Origin of the sequence: Streptomyces sp. NPDC091287 (assembly GCF_044768525.1) — a bacterium.
Lineage (GTDB): Bacteria > Actinomycetota > Actinomycetes > Streptomycetales > Streptomycetaceae > Streptomyces.
The window spans coordinates 323,847-339,152 of sequence record NZ_JBIVUV010000004.1 but is presented as its reverse complement, the minus strand read 5'-3'; the positions used below and the strand labels follow the sequence as shown (position 1 = coordinate 339,152).

Genomic DNA, 15,306 nt, shown 5'->3' with positions numbered 1-15,306 from the left:
CTATCGCACGTCCGGAAGGACCGGCACGAGGCTGTTCCAGCGCGCGATCTCGCATCCGTCGCGGCGGCTCGCGGTGGTGTCCACGGCCCGTCCCTCCCAGGTGCCCACGATGCGCGCGGTGGCGTCGCCGCCGTGGATCATCGTGCACATCGTGCCCTCGGGGGTCGGCCGGAACAGCTCCTGCCGCCCGGACCGGGTGGCGCCGGCCTCCGCCAGCCGGTCACAGGCCGCCTGCCCCTGCGGGTGGCTGCCCCCGGTGGGCCCGCACTCCAGCTCGAAGGTGCCGTCGGCTCCGGCGACCCCGGTGTTCTCGACGGAGACGGTGAGCCGCGTCAGCACCTCGCCCGCCTCACCCGCGCCCTTCCCGCCCCCGCCCTCCAGGAACCCGGGCAGCGGGATGGGCATGGGCAGCGGCCCGAGGGAGGGCCGGGCGGCGGCGAACGGCCCGGAGGTGGGCACGGCGGCGGGCGTCGGGCCGGAGGACCCGGGGCCGGAGGCGGTGGCGGTGGACGCCGGCACGGCGGTGGCGAGCGCGGCGAGCGAGACGACGGCGGTGAGGGCGAGACGGCGCAGCATGCGGAAGCTCCAGGATCTCTGCAGCGGGGTCGGCCACGGGCGGCGGTCACGGCTGATCACCGACCCGCCCGGGCGCCACGGCTGACGGACGACTGACGGGCGACGACGACTGACGGAGACCGGAGCCCCCACCCCTCTCTAACGCGCACCACGCCCGGACGTTGCGGCACCACGCCGAACTGCTTTGCCCTGGCCCCCGGGGGCCTAGTAACGTGTGCGGCGATTGGTGGCACGACGCTCGACTGTGTCATCATCTGCACGCACCACTCGCGTCCGCGCGAAGTGTGTCTGGAGGCGTCGCCTAGTCCGGTCTATGGCGCCGCACTGCTAATGCGGTTTGGGTCTTAAAGCCCATCGAGGGTTCAAATCCCTCCGCCTCCGCCCCACCCCGAAGCCCCGTGCCCCTGGCACGGGGCTTCGGCCGTTCCGGGACGCGCGAGGGCGCGCAGGGGGTGCCGGGGCCGGTTCGTGGCTGGTTCGAGAGGGTGGCCGAGACAGCCCTCGGGAGGCCGTTTCCGCAGGTCGGCAGCGGTGCGGCTAATGGATTTCGCGTCACGGCGCAGGTCATGTAATGTTGTTCTCGCAACGCCGACCGGGGAGAAAAAAGCCCGGAACGCCAAGCACTCGTAGCTTAACGGATAGAGCATCTGACTACGGATCAGAAGGTTGCAGGTTCGAATCCTGCCGAGTGCACAGCAGGCCAGAGGCCCCCAGGAGAGATCCTGGGGGCCTTTCGCGTTGCCCGTACGCAGCGAAGTACAGCAACGGTGGTGGCCATCGGGGTCTTCCCCCTCAAAGGCTAGACGTGCGTCATGCGACTGAACCCGAGGGAGGCCAGCCCTTCTGAGCGACACAGTCGATCCGAAGGGCCGCCGACCTCGGTCTGGAGAAGTTGGTAGGCGGCGCCGTGGGACTGCCCCCAGTGCATCGCCGCCCGCCACAGGAGGCGTCCGACGCCCTTGCCTCGGGCCTCGGGTAGGACGGCGAAGTACTGGGGCATGAGCTGGGGGCGTCCGATCGCATCCGCGCGCACTTCCATGGGGCCGATCGCGCCGACGATGCGGTCTCCGATGGTGGTGGCGAGGACTGGGCCGCACCGACCGGCCTGCATCTGGGTGTGAAGGAAGGCCAGGCCGTCGGCGGCCACCGACTCGGCGAACGGGGCGAAGGTGCTCTGGACGGCGGCCGGCCAGGCGGTGACGGGGCGGACCGGGCCGTCCGGGGCGGGGCAGGGGCCGTTGGTGAAGTCCTTCAGCTGGATGCGGGTGCCGCGCGGGTGTGAGGTCTCGGGGCCGAGGGGACGTACGACCCGGGCGTTGACCACGTCGTGCGCGGCGGCGAGTTTGGCGGCCAGTTCGGCGGCCTCCCCCACCGCGCTGTCAGGGGACCCGTAGGCGAACACTTTGACTGTGCCGTGTCCGCGCCGGGTCAGGGTGGGGACGAGGGTGTGCTCGGGCTGATGGACCACGACTTCGCGGAGGACTTTTTCGTCCTTCTGACCACCCCAGCGCCGGTCCTTGTCGTAAGGAAGAAAGTCCCCGGTGCCGGCCGCTTGCAGGATGTCCTCGAAGATGTCGAGGGTCAGGGCGTCGGGGTGGACGGGGCCGAGGGTCGGCACGATCGGCGCGGTCAGTTGGGGCCGGAGCCAGTCCCAGCGGAAGAACATGAGCGGCACCCTAGTGATGGGACGGGCAGGGCTCAGGCCCCGACGCGAGCATGCCGGGGCCTGAGGGGAGTTGACCGGATCGTGTCGCTCAGTGGGGGTTGTCGTCACCGGCGTCGCAGGAGCACTCCGCGCTCTCCACGATCACGTCGAGGTCCTGGACGGCGGTGATCGACGCGGTCGCGACAGGCGGGGCGGCGCGGCGGGCCGAGGTCGGCGGGCCGGGGAGGATGGTCACCGGTACGGACGGGGTCATGAGGCGTTCTCCTTGTCTCCGTGCTGGCAGTAGCTGTGCAGCGGCGCCTTGGCTTCCTGGTAGTGCTTGGCCAGGGGGCGGCAGACCCGGCAGGTGCCGGACAGGGCGCAGCCCTCGCACCCACCGGTGCGAAGCATGAGGCGGTCGGCGATGGCGCCGAGCCGGGTGAGGCCGTCGATGCCTTCGGCCATGAGGTCGATCTGGTCGTCGCGGCCGACCTTGCAGATCGACACTCTGGCGTGGGGGTCGGCGTGGAAGAAGGTGTGTCCCGCGTTGCAGCCGGCGAACGGCTTGCGCTGCCGTAGGTGGGCGGCGGACTGGGCGAGGAGCGGCTCTCCGCCGCCGTAGATCGTAGGCGTCATGTTCGTGTACGCGTGGTTCTCGACGTTCCACTCGTCGGCGAGGGCGGCCATCTCGTCGGCCTCGGAGGCGTTGTCCTCGGTCACCACGACGTTGATCCGCAGAGGCAGGGCCGCCTCGCGGGCTGCGGCCATGCCGCGCCGGAACGCCTTCCACGCCCCGCGGCGTTGGGTGAGCGTGTCGAAGGACTCCTCGCTCGCCCCGTACATGCTGACCACCAGGCGGTAGGGCGGGCAGTCCCGGAAGAGCTTGAGGAGGTCAGGTCGCCAGAGCAGCGAGCCGTTCGTGGAGATGGTGAGCATCATCCCGGCCTGCCAGGCGTACCGGTAGGCGCCCTGGAAGTGGGGGTCCATGGTGGGCTCGCCTCCGGTGATCTGGAGCCAGAGGACACCGGCGTCCCGCATGATGTCGAGCAGCCGCACTTTGTCGTCCCAGCCGAGGCCGGAGAAGGGCCGCTCGCCGAGGTAGCAGTGCTTGCAGCCGAAGTTGCAGCCGAGGTTGATCTCCCAGGACGCCCGGCAGTAGCCGTACGGGGACGGCTCGCGCACCACCACGGTGCCTTGCGTGGTCCGGCCGCCCAGGTCCAGGCCCCACACGTCGGAGGCGGTCTGCACCGCCCAGGCGGGAAGCGGCCCCCCGCTGGTGGCGGCCTGGCGCAGGCCGTCGAAGTGGTCGGCGGAGATGCGGGCACCGGCCCGTGCTCCGGGTTTGAGGAGAAGGTGTCCGTCGAGGAATGGGGAGGCGATCAGAGCGTGGGCCATCGGTGGCCCTCCTTCCGGATCACGGAGCGGGACAGAACACAGGACTTCTGGCAGCCGGCACGGCAGTGGATCTCGCCCAGCCCGTTGCAGGTGCCGCACGTTCTGCCGGACGAGTTGGCGCCTCTGCCACCGCAGTCCCCGCACTGTTCGTTGCGAGGCGAGCGAGGGCACCGGGGCGTGTGTGGGCTCGCGATCAGTTGGTGCACGAGTCCCCTTCCGGGGCGCATTTCCAGGAGTGCTGCTTGGCGTGGTCGGCGAACAGACAGCAGCCCTCACCATCGGGCCACGGGGCAACCACCGGGCAGTCCGGCAGCACGACAAGCTCCACCTCGCCCGTTCCGTACCAGCGGAGCCACAGCGCGGTCCCGTACGCCCCGTCGTCGGTGAGGAGACCGAAGTGCTCACCTTCGTCGTGCGCGGACAGTTGGCACTGCACGGCCCTGTCGATGTATGTGACGGCCGACTTCTCCCGCGCTTCCCGTGCCAGGTCGAGGGGCACCCGACGCCAGTGCGCGCACCGCATCACGACACCATCCGGAAGGATGAGACGGCATTCTGAGTCTGCTGCGAGCACCGGGGGCAGAGGCAGAGTGGGTAGCGACCCGGGTTCTCCGGGATCACCGGGTTCTCGCCCGCGCGTACATCTGCGAGAGGTCCCCACGTCTGGCCGGAGTCGCGGGAGACCCGCAACGTCATCCGTACGTTCTCCTGTCCGTTCGCCATGGTTAGGAGCATCGCGATCCGTGGGGCAGGCCAGAAAGGCCCGGCGGATTACCCAACGTGGGTAACATCACTCTCGGTTGACCAAGTGCAGCGATCCGTAGTCCTCATACCGGAGCGTGCCCGATGTCCGTGCCATCCCGCTCGAAGGAACTCCCGGTCAGCCTGCTCACGGACCCGGCGATGATCGAGGCATGCCAGGCCAGAGACTTCGGCCGCATCTTTCACCTGGTCAAGGCACGAGCAGGCATCTACCCATCGATAATCGCGCGCCGCTGCGACCTGACCCCGAGCCGCGTGGGCGAAGTAATGGCCGGAAAAAGGCAGTTACTGCACATGGATGTGATCGAACGGATCGCGGACGGACTGCGCATCCCCGGACACATGCTCGGCCTCGCCCGACGCTCCTGGGAGACACCGCCCAGCCTCACGGTCACGCCCCGCGAACCGGCCGAGGTGCCGACCTCGGCCGTCGAACCGCTGGCCGCCGGGCTGCCGGGGGCGGACGTCGACAGCATCCTCGCCCTGGCGGCCGAGCGGGCCCTTAGCCCGTCTACGCTGGACGCGCTGCATTCGTCGATCGCGGACTACTGGCGCCGGGACGATGAACACGGCGGCGAGACCTTACGGCCGGCCGTCGTCGGCCAGCTCCGCTACGTCGTCGATCTCCTCAAGGAGCAGCGCCCTGCTCCACTGCGGGACGGCCTGCACAGCATTGCGGCCGAGCTTGCCCGGCTCACCGGATGGACCTACTTCGACGCCCGCCAGTACAACCAGGCACGCGCCTACTTCACCGAATCCCTCGGTCTGGCCAAGACCATCGACGACCGCCAGTTCATGGCCAACGTCCTTGCCTGCATGAGTCTCCAGGCCACCTACCAGGACAAGCCCGGAGACGCCCTCGCACTCGTCATGGCCGCCCAGGACCAGGCCCGAGCAGCCGCCGGAACGACACCACGCGTACTGGCCATGCTTGCGATGCGCGAAGCCTTCGCCCACGCCACCCTCGGAAACCACAGCGCGACCCACACCGCGATCTCGGAAGCCCACACCCACTTCGGCCGGATCAGCACCGGTGATCCGGACCCGGCCTGGGTCGCCTACTTCGGCGAACCGAAGCTGATCGTGGACACCGGTATCGCGCACGGTCGCCTGGGCGAAGCCGCCCTCGCCGAACCCCTTATCGCAGACGCGTTACGCCGTGAGCACGCATCGAACCACCGAGGCCGCGCCTTCCACGCCTTCTGGCTCGCGCGCACCCAGCTTCAGCGCGGCAAACTCGATGAGGCGTGCCACACGGCCATGGACGCCCTGGCCCCGGCGGCGGCCGTCAGCTCGCGACGAGTTACTGGCCACCTACGGGAGTTTTACGACCAGTTGGAGCCCTTCCGCCGCGAACCGGCCGCGGTGGCGTTCGAGTCCCGGCTCCGGGAAGTGCTGCCCCGTCAGGTCAACGAATCGCCTCGTCCATGAGGACATAGAGCAGTCCGACCAGGGAACCGCTGCTGACGATCTCGCGACGGTCGATCATGCCTCGCACGTCGGCCAGTGGGATCCACTCGATCCGGTCCGATTCGTTCTTCTCGGTCGGCGGCCCCTCGTACGTTGCCCCGTCGGCTCGGAAGATGTGGTGCTGGGAGTCGGTGATGCCGTTGGCCGGCTCGGCGTAGATCAGCGGCGTGATCGGGCCGGGCCGCCAGCCGGTCTCCTCCAGCACCTCACGGGCTGCCGCTTCCGCGGGCGTCTCGCCCTCCTCGACCAAGCCCATGGGCAGCTCCCACGCCCAGGCATTGGTGATGAAGCGGTGTCGCCACATCATCAGAATCTGGTGGCGCTCGTTGACGACGGCGGCCACGGCCAGGTGGCGGAGCTTGACGACGTGGTGTTCCCAGCGGTTCCCGTCCGGGGTCTCGACGTCGGTGAGCCACAGGTTCACCCAGTTGTTCTCGTAGATCGGACGTTCCCCGTGGATCTTCCACTGCATTGCTGCCGCCCCTCTCGATCGGGCTTCAGCATCGCAGAGTTGCGGGCGTATTGACTGTGCATCGGAGAAGTTCGCGTCACATTGACGCATACAGGGTATGGGTGCGACGTGGCACGTCAGGGATGTCCCACGAGAAGCACAACGCTCATGCCGTCCGATGGATGAGCCGTGCTTCGTCTGTTCTTGGACGGGCCGAAGCGGATGTGCGCTGGGCCGGTTGTTACAGGTTTCTCTACCTCATCAAGGCACCCGGCTGCGCTCCGCTCCGCCGGGCGCGCTTCCCGACTCTGGCTGCGCCCGCGCTCCTGCCTTCGGCCCGCTCGGCGCTGCCGCCGCCGACGCGCGCCCGCTGTGTAGGCCCGTGGGGCATGAGACGAGAGCCAAGCCCGCGGCTTCAAGAGGATGCCTCCGGCGGGGGCGCTCAGACTCCGGGATGGGAGGGGCACCGCTCGCGAGTGCCGGCCGGAGTAGGGCGAGCGCCGTGGGGCTCCCATCCCGACCACCTTCGACCCAGGCAGAGCCGAGCACTCGCAGCCCAGGGCGTCAAGGTCGTTCGTACAGTGGCGCGCTCCACCTTGACGCCCTGAACCACGCCCGCTCCACGGTGTGTGGGTCGAAGGCGGACGGGATGGGAGCTGGGGTGAGTGGTGGGTGGGGTGTAGGAAGGGAAGAGGCGGCAGACGTCGAAGCCGCCTCTCTGAGACGTGGCTACTAGAGGCTTGTTCCCAGAACTTCCCGAGCAGTCCCGATGAACGAGTCCCGCACGTCGATTCTGCGACTCCAAGAGGAGGCTGCCATCTCTGCAGCGTGATGAGCCGGAGGCTGAGTACTGGCTGCGTTCTCCGCGACTACTGCCAGTAAATCGGACATACTCCGCGATTCAAAAGCCATGATCCTTGCAGCTCGGGCCGCGATGTCGAGCGAACCCTCCAGTTCAGCCAGATGCAGTCTCTCCTGCAGGGCGTTCAGCTCTCGGTTGAGTTCGTCATAGCGCCCAGAGGAGTTCAACTCAGCGCACGCGGTATCCTCCCAGGCGGCCCGCATCGCTCTCTCAACGACCGAGTGCTGGTTCAGGACAGCAACATACGCGCTACGCCTCAGCTCACGAACGGAGGCTTCGTTCCCCGCAGATATCTGTGCGGTCTGGAGAAGCGCCTGCGACTTAAGTTGATGCCTTCCTGCTACGTATCCCACTACGCCGGTGATGCTGCTGGATAGAAGCGTGGCGGTGGCTGTGATCAGGGCGACGAGAGTTGTGTCAGTCACGACGTTATCTTCGCGGTTGTGCTTCAGGCATGGGGCCAAGTTGTCAAGATGGCCTCGAACGTCTGACACCAGCGTCTGACATCAACAATGCCGGACGGCGATGAATGCCCCTGGACCTCAACGAACCGCCAGCCGGGGCCAGACACAACTTGGGCGACATTTAGTCGGCCTCACGATCGACCTGATAGAGATGAGGCCGCAGCTTCAAGGGCCAGACCATATGGGCGGTGCATCTCCTGGAGGTGCACCGCCTGTGGCGTTGAGGCGCGCTCGGCCGCCCGAGCAATGCAAACGTGACTGTCAGTCCTGAGTGTTAGAACGCTGACATGGCATACAGATTCACAGCTCGATTTGCGTGCGGGCTCGACGATCCGGACGAGGATGACTGCTTGATGGCCGGGGTGGCCGAGTCAGACGATGAGGAGGCTTTCTCCCTCTTGTTCATGTGCGACTTCGAGGAACCTGACGCACAGGAGGTGGGCCTCGGCATGGATACGCACTGTCTCGTTACGCCCGACCAGGGCACAGCCTACGGCTGCGTACGTGAAGTGGAGCTGCACGGCGATGTGCTGCGGGTGACCTTGGATCCCGCGTTCTTGGACGCCCTTGGCTTGGCCGATCCCATCGTCGAGGCCTTGCTTCGGGCGCCGGCGGATGACGTGAGGCGCATGCGCAAGGTGCTGCCGCGCATCCTGGCGTACGGGCGTCAGGAAGCCCGCCCACGACTGATCAAGCTGTAACCGGTACAGCAGCGGAGTACAGCAACCACAGCAACCGGCCCTGTCTGACAGTGACCTCTTGGGGCCGTCACCCGACCGGTATGGCCGTAGCTGACCGATCCGGCTAGAGCTACGGATCAGAAGGTTGCAGGTTCGAATCCTGCCGAGTGCACAGCAGGCCAGAGGCCCCCAGGAGAAATCCCGGGGGCCTTTCGCGTTGCCCACTTGGGGAAGTGCCGGTCAGGCCGCAGATGTTGAGGTCCGAGCGGTACGCGGTGATCGGCGTGACCGTCGCGGCGCGGTGTTGAACTGTGATGGGCATCAGCCGGCCGAGCGGCTGCGAGCCCGCGTGGGAGGCCCGGGCCCCTCCGGGTTTGGCCAGCGGGCCGGAGGCCCTCAGGGGGAATCCTGGGGGCCTCTCCTGGCTGTCGGTCCTGGGTCGGCCGGGACCTCAAGCCGCTTCGGCGGCAGTGGCTGTGGCGGTCGCCCGCGTCGGCTCCGCCGTGACCCGGCGGCGGCGGGTCGGCAGGCCCAAGGTCGGGTTGGCGACGCCCCAGGCCGCGCCCTTGCAGACCAGTTCCTTGTAGAGGGCGGCCACGCGGCCGGTCAGGGCCGCGCTGACGGAGCGGTCGTCGGCGGTGACGTACTGGATCAGGCCCTCCTTGCGGCCGAGGGAGACGCACTGGTTGAAGTAGCGGGGTGCGGTGGTCGGGAGCTTGGTGCCGGTGAGGCGGGCCGCGATGGCGTCGGCGGCCTGCCAGGCGGTGGGGATGCCCGAGGCGCACGACATGCGCAGCGGCTTGCCGCCGGGGCCCGCGACCAGGGCCGCGTCGCCGATGGCGTACACGTCCGCGTGCGAGGTCGAGCGCATCGTGCCGTCGACCACGATCTGGCCGTTGTCGGCGGTCTCCAGGGTCGTGGCCCGGGCGATGGGGTGGACCGCGAAGCCCGTCGTCCAGACCGTGACCGCGGCCGGGATGTCGCCCTCGGTGGTGGTGACACGGTCGGCGTGCACGGCGGTGACGTCGGCGTGTTCGTGGGCGGTGATCCGCAGGTCGGTGAAGACCTTCCGCAGGTGCCTGGCGCCCTTGGGGGAGAGCCAGTCGCCCAGTGCTCCTCGGGCGGCCAGCGAGACGTCCAGGTCCGGGCGGGTCTCGGCCAGCTCCGTCGCGGCCTCCACGCCGGTGAGGCCGCCGCCGACGACGACCACGGGTGTGCCGGGGGCGAGGGAGGCCAGGCGGTCGCGCAGGCGCAGGGCTCCGGGGCGGCCGGCGATGTCGTGGGCGTGTTCGGCGGCACCGGGGACGGCGTGGGTGTTCCAGGCGCTGCCCAGGGCGTACACGAGGGTGTCGTACGGCAGGGTCTCCGGCTCGCCGGTTCCGTCCGGGTCGGTGACGGACACCGTTCGGCGGTCGACGTCGATGCCCGTGACCTTGCCGAGGCGCAGCCGGACGGCCGTGCCGGCGAACATCTCGTGGAAGGGGCGGGGGCGGAGGTCCTGGCCCACCGCGAGCTGGTGCATCCGGACGCGCTCGACGAAGTCGGGTTCGGCGTTGACGAGGGTGATGGAGACGTCCTCGCGGCGCAGTCGCCTGGCGAGGCGTCCGGCGGCACTCGCTCCGGTGTAGCCGGCTCCGATGACGATGACGCGGTGCTGCTGGATGTTCTGCTGCATGTCCTTCGCTCCTGTCTCGCGCGGTTTCGCCCCTTGAACCGGGCAGCCCGGCGATTCCTGACAGGTGAGGTGTGTGACGTACGTCACGGGGGGCTAGTTGATGCGGAGGGCCGGTTCTCCGTGGTCCGTCGCCGCCCACTGACGCGTCGCGCGGTCGAGCTTGTCGGGATTGGCCTGGTTGCGGAACGCGGCGATGCCGTCCGCCGTGATCTCCAGGCACATGACGCCGATGACCCGGCCGTCGACGGTGACCACGAGCGCGGGCAGCCCGTTGGCGTACGAGACGTGGACCTCCGCCGTGCCGCCGAGGAGGTTGCGAGCCGCCTGGTTGGGGGTGAACAGGCTCCGCATGAACTTCGCGACGGCCGACGCGCCCTCGAACGGCTTCGCGCGGGCCGGGACCTTTCCGCCGCCGTCGCCGATCGCGACGGCGTCCGCGGTGAGCAGCCGGACGAGCGGTTCTGTCCGGCCGCTGGTCGCGGCCGTGAGGAACTCCTCGACGATCCGCCGGGCGGCGGCCTCGTCGATCTCGGTCCGGGTCCTGCCCTCCGCGATGTGCTTCTTGGCGCGGTGGAAGATCTGCTGGCCGGCGGCCTCGGTGATGTCGAGGATCTCCGCGATCCTCCGGTGCGGGTAGCCGAAGGCCTCCCGCAGCACGTACACCACCCGCTCGTTGGGGGAGAGGCGCTCCATGAGGGCGAGGACCGCGTACGAGACGGATTCGCGCTGTTCGACGGTGTCGGCGGGGCCGAGCATCGGGTCCCCGGCGAGCAGCGGTTCGGGCAGCCACTGGCCCACATAGGTCTCGCGGCGGGCGCGCGCCGAGGTGAGCTGGTTGAGGCAGAGGTTGGTGAGGACCTTCGTCAGCCAGGCCTCGGGGACCTCGATGCGGTCGATGTCGGCGGACTGCCAGCGCAGGAACGTGTCCTGGACGGCGTCCTCGGCATCGCTCGCGGAGCCGAGAAGGCGGTAGGCGATGGCCTTCAGCCGGGGCATGGAAGCCTCGAACAGATCCACCTGGTTCCCCGTCAGCGCCATGGGCCGGATCATAACGGCCCTCCGCGGCGGTCGTTCGGAGGGCCGGGGGCGGGGTAGCCGACGTTGTACGGGGGCGTGACGGACACGTTCCTCTCGGAGGTCGGCGATGAGGTCGAAGGAGCACGTGCGGGAAGAGCGTTGGCAGGACCGGTGGTGGGCGATGGGGCTGCTGGTGCTGGTGGTGTGGGTCGGTATCCAGCTGGCCTTCTACGGATGGTCGGGGTGGCCGGGCATTCTGGTCGGCGGGTTCGTCTACGCGGGTCTGATGACGTGGCTCCTGATGCGGCGCCGGCGGCGGGACGCGCGTGCGGTGGGCACCGATGTCTCCCGGGTGCCGGAGCTGGAGCGGCGCATCGCGAAGAACGGCGAACTGCCCGAGGACCCGGCCGAACAGGCGGCCATGGTGCGGTTGATCCGGCGGCGGGAGGAGAAGCTGCGGCGCAACCGGTGGTGGGCCCTTCCCTCCCTCGGACTGCTCTTCCTCGCCATGCCGCTCTTCTGGTTCGCCGCGGGGAACGTGCCGATCGGGCTGTGGGGCCTCGGCTTCGGCGTGGGGTTCATGGGCTGGATCATCTGGTTCAACCGGCGGTTCGAACGGCGTATGGCCGCGATGCGGCGGCGGATCGAGGGTGTCGGAGGCTACGCGTAGCATCGCCGGACCGGTTCGACCGGTGATCTGGTGCCGGTGGCGGAGAGAGCGGGGTCCGGGTGTCCGGTGGGTGGTGGTGCGCCGGGGTGCGGTGGCCCGGGCAGGTGCCCGAGCTGGGGTGGAGCAGGGGCGGTGACCGGCGGGTGAGCGTGCTCGCGTACGGGGCCGGCCTCGGGTTCCGGGCCCTCGGGGAGCGGCACTGTGTGGGAGCCCGGGGGAATGTGTGCCCGCTGGGTGCGGTGGTGCCGGGGCGTTCCACCGGCGGGCGGTGCGCCGAGTGCGCGCGGCTGGACCGGGCGCACTCGGTGGCCGCCGACACGATGGCGGACGACCCCCGGACGTACCGCGTGTACCTCGCCTGGTTCGGGCCCGGCATGGTCAAGGTCGGGATCACCGGGGAGGAGCGGGGGGCCGCCCGGCTGCGGGAGCAGGGGGCCGTGGTCTTCAGCTGGCTGGGGCGCGGGCCCCTCATGGCGGCCCGGCGGACCGAGGAGGTGCTGCGGGCGGCCCTCGGTGTGCCCGACCGGATCCCGTACGCCAGGAAGCGGGCCGTGCGCGGGCGGCTTCCCGGGCGCGAGGAGCGGGCCGCCGAGGTGGCGGAGCTGTACCGGCGGGCCGCGCGGCTCGAAGGGGGCGGCTGGCCCGAGTCGTTGGAGCGGCTGCCCCTCGAAGTCGTCGATCAGGCGGCGGTCTTCGGGATCGACCGGGCGCCCGCTCCGGTGCGGTCGGTGCGGGAGCTGGTCGACGGGGGCGTCGTCGCGGGGCGGCTCGTCGCTGCGGCCGGGCCCGATCTGCATCTGGCGGTGGACGGCGTGGGCGTGGTCGTCCTGGACACGCGGCTGATCACCGGGTGGGACCTTGCCGCAGTGCCCCCGGAGGCCGTATCCGAGGAGGCCGTATCCGAGGAGGCCGCGTCCACGGGGGTCGTATCCGCGGGAACCGTGTCCGCCGTGGCGGAGAGCGATGTACGTGTCCCCCTCATCGACATCGGCGGCGGCGGTGTGCAGGGTGGGTTGTTCTGACCGGGGTTGGTCTGACCGTCGACCGAGGGAGAGCGTCCGTGGGGCCGGAGAGCGATGACGTGGTGCGGTTCTGGAAGCGGCTCGGGCTGCCCGGGATCATCGACGTCCACACCCACTTCATGCCGGAACAGGTCCTGCGCAAGGTATGGGCCTACTTCGACGCCGTCGGACCGCTCACCGGCCTGGAGTGGCCGATCACCTACCGGTACGAGGAGGAGCGGCGGCTGGAGCTGCTGCGGTCCTTCGGGGTGCGGCGCTTCACCTCCATGGTCTACCCGCACAAGCCCGGCATGGCCCGCTGGCTGAACGGCTGGGCCGCCGACTTCGCGGCCCGGACCCCCGACTGTCTGCACACCGCGACCCTCTTCCCGGAGGACGGTGTGGAGGTGTACGTGAAGGAGGCCGTCGAGGCGGGGGCGCGGGTCTTCAAGTCGCACCTCCAGGTCGGCGCGTACGACCCCAACGACCCGCTCCTGGACGCCGCGTGGGGGCTGCTCGCGGAGGCCGGGATCCCGGTGGTCACGCACTGCGGGTCGGGGCCCGCGCCGGGCGCGCACACCGGGCCCAGGCCGATCGGGCGGCTGCTGGCGCGCCATCCCCGGCTTCGGCTGGTCGTCGCGCACCTGGGGATGCCGGAGTACGCGGAGTTCCTGGCGCTGGCACAGGCGTATCCGGAGGTCCGGCTCGACACGACGATGGCGTTCACCGACTTCAGCGAGGGGTTCAGCCCCTTCCCGGCGGCGGAGCGGGGGCGGCTCGCCGACCTCGGGGACCGCGTGCTGCTCGGGACCGACTTCCCGAACATCCCCTACCCGTACGTCCATCAGCTGGAGGCGCTGGAGCGGCTCGGGTTGGGGGACGCGTGGTTGCGGGCGGTCTGTCATGGGAACGCCGCCGCGTTGTTCCCCGCTCAGGGCTCCTAGGGCGTGTATCGAAAGTCGATCTTCGCCTGTGAATGATCTCCCTGTATGGGGCGGGGAGATCTCACAGACGAGCAGTGGGTGGCGCTGGAGCCGTTGTTGCCGAAGGGGGCAAAGGCTGGACGGCCGCCGTGCTGGCCTCGTCGACAGCTGATCGACGGCATACGGTTCCGTGTCCGGACGGGTGTGCCGTGGCGGGACGTTCCCACCACATACGGACCGTGGGGCCGGATCTACGACCTTTCCGTCGATGGCAGCGGGACGGCACGTGGCAGCGGATCCTCACACAGCTCCAGTCCCTGGCCGAGTCGAAGAGGGCGCTCACGTGGGACCTGAGCGTCGACTCCACGGTGTGCCGCGCCCATCAGCATGCAGCAGGGGCCCGGAGGCAGAGTGACCTGCAGAAGGAACCACCAGGCGGTGTCTTTATCGAGCCCGGAGACCACGGGCTGGGACGCTCACGCGGCGGGTTCACCACCAAGCTGCACCTGGCCGTCGAGCAAGGTCAGAAACCCATGTCGCTCGTGATCACGGCCGGGCAGCGCGGCGACTCACCGCAGTTCGAAGCCGTGCTGGAGAAGGTCCGGGTGCCCCGCATCGGACCGGGCCGACCACGCGTCCGTCCCGATCGAGTACGGGCCGACAAGGCGTACGCCTCCCGCAGAAACCGCGCTTACCTGCGCCGCCGCGGGATCCGATGCACCATCCCGACCAAGGCCGGCCAGGCCCGCAACCGCCAAAAACTCGGCCCCCGCGGCGGCCGACCACCGCGTTTCGACCCGCTCGACTACCGTGAGCGCCACGCGGTCGAGTGCGGCATTAATCGCCTCAAAAGGCACCGCGCCGTGGCAACTCGCTACGACAAACTCGCAGTGCGCTACGAGGCGACCGTTCTCATAGCCGCCATTAATGAGTGGCTGTGAGGGGGCTGCTCCTAGTCAGCGCGGCCGGTAACCGCCACCGCTGTGCCCAGTCCGATCATGGCCAGCCCGCCGGCGCCACCAACCAGCGACATCCGCCTGGGGGAGCGGCCGAACCAGGTCCGTGCGGCAGAGGCCGTCAGTCCCCACAATCCATCAGAGATCAGGGCCAAAACAGCACCTGCCAAGCCGAGACTCAGCATCTGGAGGGTGACGTGACCAGCCTCTCGGTCGACGAACTGAGGCAGCATCGCAGTGAGGAACACGACGCTCTTCGGATTCGTCACCCCGACCATGAAACCTGCCAGCACCGATCCCCGACCACTGGACGGCGCCGAGGCGATACTTGCCGCTTCTGCCCGGCTCTTCCAGCTTGCTCGCAGAGCCTTCACGCCGAGATGGACGAGGTAAACGGCTCCGGCCAGCTTGATCGCGTTGAAGACGATGACCGAGGTCTCGACCAAAGCGCCGATCCCTAGAGCGACTGCGATGACCAGCGCGTATCCACCGAGTGCGTTGCCCAACACCGAGGCCAGCGCCGTCCGGCGGCCATGAGCCAAGGCCCGGCCGATGACGAACAGCACGCTCGGACCGGGGATAGCGGATAAGAGAACGGACATGGTGCAGAAGGCCAGGAGCCGGTGCGGGTCGATCATGCGCCAGATCTTCTCCCGCGCACCCCGTCGGCGCCAGAGGGACTTTCGACCTAGTTCGCGGCAGTGCCCTCCGAACTGTCGAGATCCACTTCCGATACACGCCCTAGTAGGGCTTGGTCAT

16 protein-coding genes and 2 tRNA genes are annotated in these 15,306 nt (G+C 69.2%); 8 read left to right on the top strand and 10 right to left on the bottom strand.

The features are described 5' to 3' along the window. The gene (locus ACIQRW_RS08235) at window positions 1–576 is read right to left on the bottom strand and encodes an SSI family serine proteinase inhibitor (protein WP_403756130.1); all 576 of its coding nucleotides are present in this window, start codon (window positions 574–576) and stop codon (window positions 1–3) included. 290 nt (window positions 577–866) lie between these two features. Here ACIQRW_RS08235 and ACIQRW_RS08230 point away from each other — a divergent pair. Both ACIQRW_RS08230 and ACIQRW_RS08225 read left to right on the top strand, forming a co-directional pair. After that, window positions 867–957: transfer RNA gene (locus ACIQRW_RS08230), tRNA-Ser, on the top strand. Window positions 958–1,196: 239 nt separating this feature from the next. Then, window positions 1,197–1,269: transfer RNA gene (locus tag ACIQRW_RS08225), tRNA-Arg, on the top strand. 106 nt (window positions 1,270–1,375) lie between these two features. On the opposite strand, the gene ACIQRW_RS08220 is transcribed toward ACIQRW_RS08225, so the two are convergent. The 4 genes from ACIQRW_RS08220 to ACIQRW_RS08205 form a co-directional block, all read right to left on the bottom strand. Then, window positions 1,376–2,242 carry a GNAT family N-acetyltransferase gene (locus tag ACIQRW_RS08220; protein WP_403756127.1) on the bottom strand — a complete coding sequence of 289 codons (867 nt, stop codon included), beginning with the start codon at window positions 2,240–2,242 and terminating at the stop codon, window positions 1,376–1,378. Window positions 2,243–2,330: 88 nt separating this feature from the next. After that, the gene (locus ACIQRW_RS08215; protein ID WP_403756124.1) at window positions 2,331–2,495 is read right to left on the bottom strand and encodes a hypothetical protein; all 165 of its coding nucleotides are present in this window, start codon (window positions 2,493–2,495) and stop codon (window positions 2,331–2,333) included. Continuing rightward, window positions 2,492–3,616 carry a radical SAM protein gene (locus tag ACIQRW_RS08210; RefSeq protein ID WP_403756121.1) on the bottom strand — a complete coding sequence of 375 codons (1,125 nt, stop codon included), beginning with the start codon at window positions 3,614–3,616 and terminating at the stop codon, window positions 2,492–2,494. Before ACIQRW_RS08210 ends, ACIQRW_RS08215 begins: the two co-directional genes overlap by 4 nt. Before the next feature lie 193 nt (window positions 3,617–3,809). Beyond that, window positions 3,810–4,139 carry a hypothetical protein gene (locus ACIQRW_RS08205; protein ID WP_403756118.1) on the bottom strand — a complete coding sequence of 110 codons (330 nt, stop codon included), beginning with the start codon at window positions 4,137–4,139 and terminating at the stop codon, window positions 3,810–3,812. 323 nt (window positions 4,140–4,462) lie between these two features. On the opposite strand from ACIQRW_RS08205, the gene ACIQRW_RS08200 reads away from it, so the two are divergent. Then, window positions 4,463–5,809 (top strand): hypothetical protein, encoded by a 1,347-nt coding sequence (locus ACIQRW_RS08200; RefSeq protein WP_403756115.1) that lies wholly within the window; start codon window positions 4,463–4,465, stop codon window positions 5,807–5,809. Here ACIQRW_RS08200 and ACIQRW_RS08195 read toward each other — a convergent pair. Then, window positions 5,787–6,320, bottom strand: a complete 534-nt coding sequence (locus ACIQRW_RS08195; protein WP_403756113.1) for an NUDIX hydrolase — start codon at window positions 6,318–6,320, stop codon at window positions 5,787–5,789. The genes ACIQRW_RS08200 and ACIQRW_RS08195 overlap by 23 nt on opposite strands. 711 nt (window positions 6,321–7,031) lie before the next feature. Then, a complete protein-coding gene (locus tag ACIQRW_RS08190; RefSeq protein WP_403756110.1) occupies window positions 7,032–7,586 on the bottom strand; it encodes a hypothetical protein in 555 nt (184 codons plus the stop codon). 326 nt (window positions 7,587–7,912) lie between these two features. On the opposite strand from ACIQRW_RS08190, the gene ACIQRW_RS08185 reads away from it, so the two are divergent. Beyond that, entirely contained in the window at window positions 7,913–8,326 is a 414-nt protein-coding gene (locus ACIQRW_RS08185) for an Imm10 family immunity protein (RefSeq protein WP_073218564.1), read from the top strand. 430 nt (window positions 8,327–8,756) lie between these two features. Here the strand turns inward: ACIQRW_RS08185 and ACIQRW_RS08180 are convergent, their stop codons facing one another. Together ACIQRW_RS08180 and ACIQRW_RS08175 are read right to left on the bottom strand one after the other, a co-directional pair. After that, entirely contained in the window at window positions 8,757–9,980 is a 1,224-nt protein-coding gene (locus ACIQRW_RS08180; RefSeq protein WP_403756108.1) for an NAD(P)/FAD-dependent oxidoreductase, read from the bottom strand. Window positions 9,981–10,073: 93 nt separating this feature from the next. Then, on the bottom strand, window positions 10,074–11,018 hold the full coding sequence (locus ACIQRW_RS08175) for an RNA polymerase sigma-70 factor (protein WP_403756106.1): 945 nt from the start codon (window positions 11,016–11,018) through the stop codon (window positions 10,074–10,076). A 124-nt stretch (window positions 11,019–11,142) separates the two neighbouring features. On the opposite strand from ACIQRW_RS08175, the gene ACIQRW_RS08170 reads away from it, so the two are divergent. The 4 genes from ACIQRW_RS08170 to ACIQRW_RS08155 all read left to right on the top strand — a co-directional run bounded on the left by ACIQRW_RS08170 (window position 11,143) and on the right by ACIQRW_RS08155 (window position 14,532). Beyond that, entirely contained in the window at window positions 11,143–11,667 is a 525-nt protein-coding gene (locus tag ACIQRW_RS08170) for a hypothetical protein (RefSeq protein WP_403756103.1), read from the top strand. Window positions 11,668–11,726: 59 nt separating this feature from the next. Further along, the gene (locus tag ACIQRW_RS08165; RefSeq protein WP_403756101.1) at window positions 11,727–12,689 is read left to right on the top strand and encodes a DUF2797 domain-containing protein; all 963 of its coding nucleotides are present in this window, start codon (window positions 11,727–11,729) and stop codon (window positions 12,687–12,689) included. Window positions 12,690–12,727: 38 nt separating this feature from the next. Continuing rightward, window positions 12,728–13,612, top strand: a complete 885-nt coding sequence (locus ACIQRW_RS08160; RefSeq protein WP_403756098.1) for an amidohydrolase family protein — start codon at window positions 12,728–12,730, stop codon at window positions 13,610–13,612. Window positions 13,613–13,657: 45 nt separating this feature from the next. Further along, a protein-coding gene (locus ACIQRW_RS08155; RefSeq protein ID WP_403756095.1) for an IS5 family transposase occupies window positions 13,658–14,532 on the top strand; the annotation gives its coding sequence in 2 pieces (ribosomal slippage) (window positions 13,658–13,850 and window positions 13,850–14,532; 876 coding nt in all). 11 nt (window positions 14,533–14,543) lie between these two features. On the opposite strand, the gene ACIQRW_RS08150 is transcribed toward ACIQRW_RS08155, so the two are convergent. After that, window positions 14,544–15,185: a LysE family translocator gene (locus ACIQRW_RS08150; protein WP_403756092.1), complete on the bottom strand. Its 642-nt coding sequence runs from the start codon at window positions 15,183–15,185 to the stop codon at window positions 14,544–14,546. Window positions 15,186–15,306: the final 121 nt, after the last annotated feature.

Coding starts and splice junctions, on each gene's coding strand:
- ACIQRW_RS08235 (WP_403756130.1), bottom strand. CDS start 576: ATGCTGCGCCGTCTCGCCCTCACCGCCGTCGTCTCGCTCGCCGCGCTC.
- ACIQRW_RS08220 (WP_403756127.1), bottom strand. CDS start 2,242: ATGTTCTTCCGCTGGGACTGGCTCCGGCCCCAACTGACCGCGCCGATC.
- ACIQRW_RS08215 (WP_403756124.1), bottom strand. CDS start 2,495: ATGACCCCGTCCGTACCGGTGACCATCCTCCCCGGCCCGCCGACCTCG.
- ACIQRW_RS08210 (WP_403756121.1), bottom strand. CDS start 3,616: ATGGCCCACGCTCTGATCGCCTCCCCATTCCTCGACGGACACCTTCTC.
- ACIQRW_RS08205 (WP_403756118.1), bottom strand. CDS start 4,139: ATGCGGTGCGCGCACTGGCGTCGGGTGCCCCTCGACCTGGCACGGGAA.
- ACIQRW_RS08200 (WP_403756115.1), top strand. CDS start 4,463: ATGTCCGTGCCATCCCGCTCGAAGGAACTCCCGGTCAGCCTGCTCACG.
- ACIQRW_RS08195 (WP_403756113.1), bottom strand. CDS start 6,320: ATGCAGTGGAAGATCCACGGGGAACGTCCGATCTACGAGAACAACTGG.
- ACIQRW_RS08185 (WP_073218564.1), top strand. CDS start 7,913: ATGGCATACAGATTCACAGCTCGATTTGCGTGCGGGCTCGACGATCCG.
- ACIQRW_RS08180 (WP_403756108.1), bottom strand. CDS start 9,980: ATGCAGCAGAACATCCAGCAGCACCGCGTCATCGTCATCGGAGCCGGC.
- ACIQRW_RS08175 (WP_403756106.1), bottom strand. CDS start 11,018: ATGGCGCTGACGGGGAACCAGGTGGATCTGTTCGAGGCTTCCATGCCC.
- ACIQRW_RS08150 (WP_403756092.1), bottom strand. CDS start 15,185: ATGATCGACCCGCACCGGCTCCTGGCCTTCTGCACCATGTCCGTTCTC.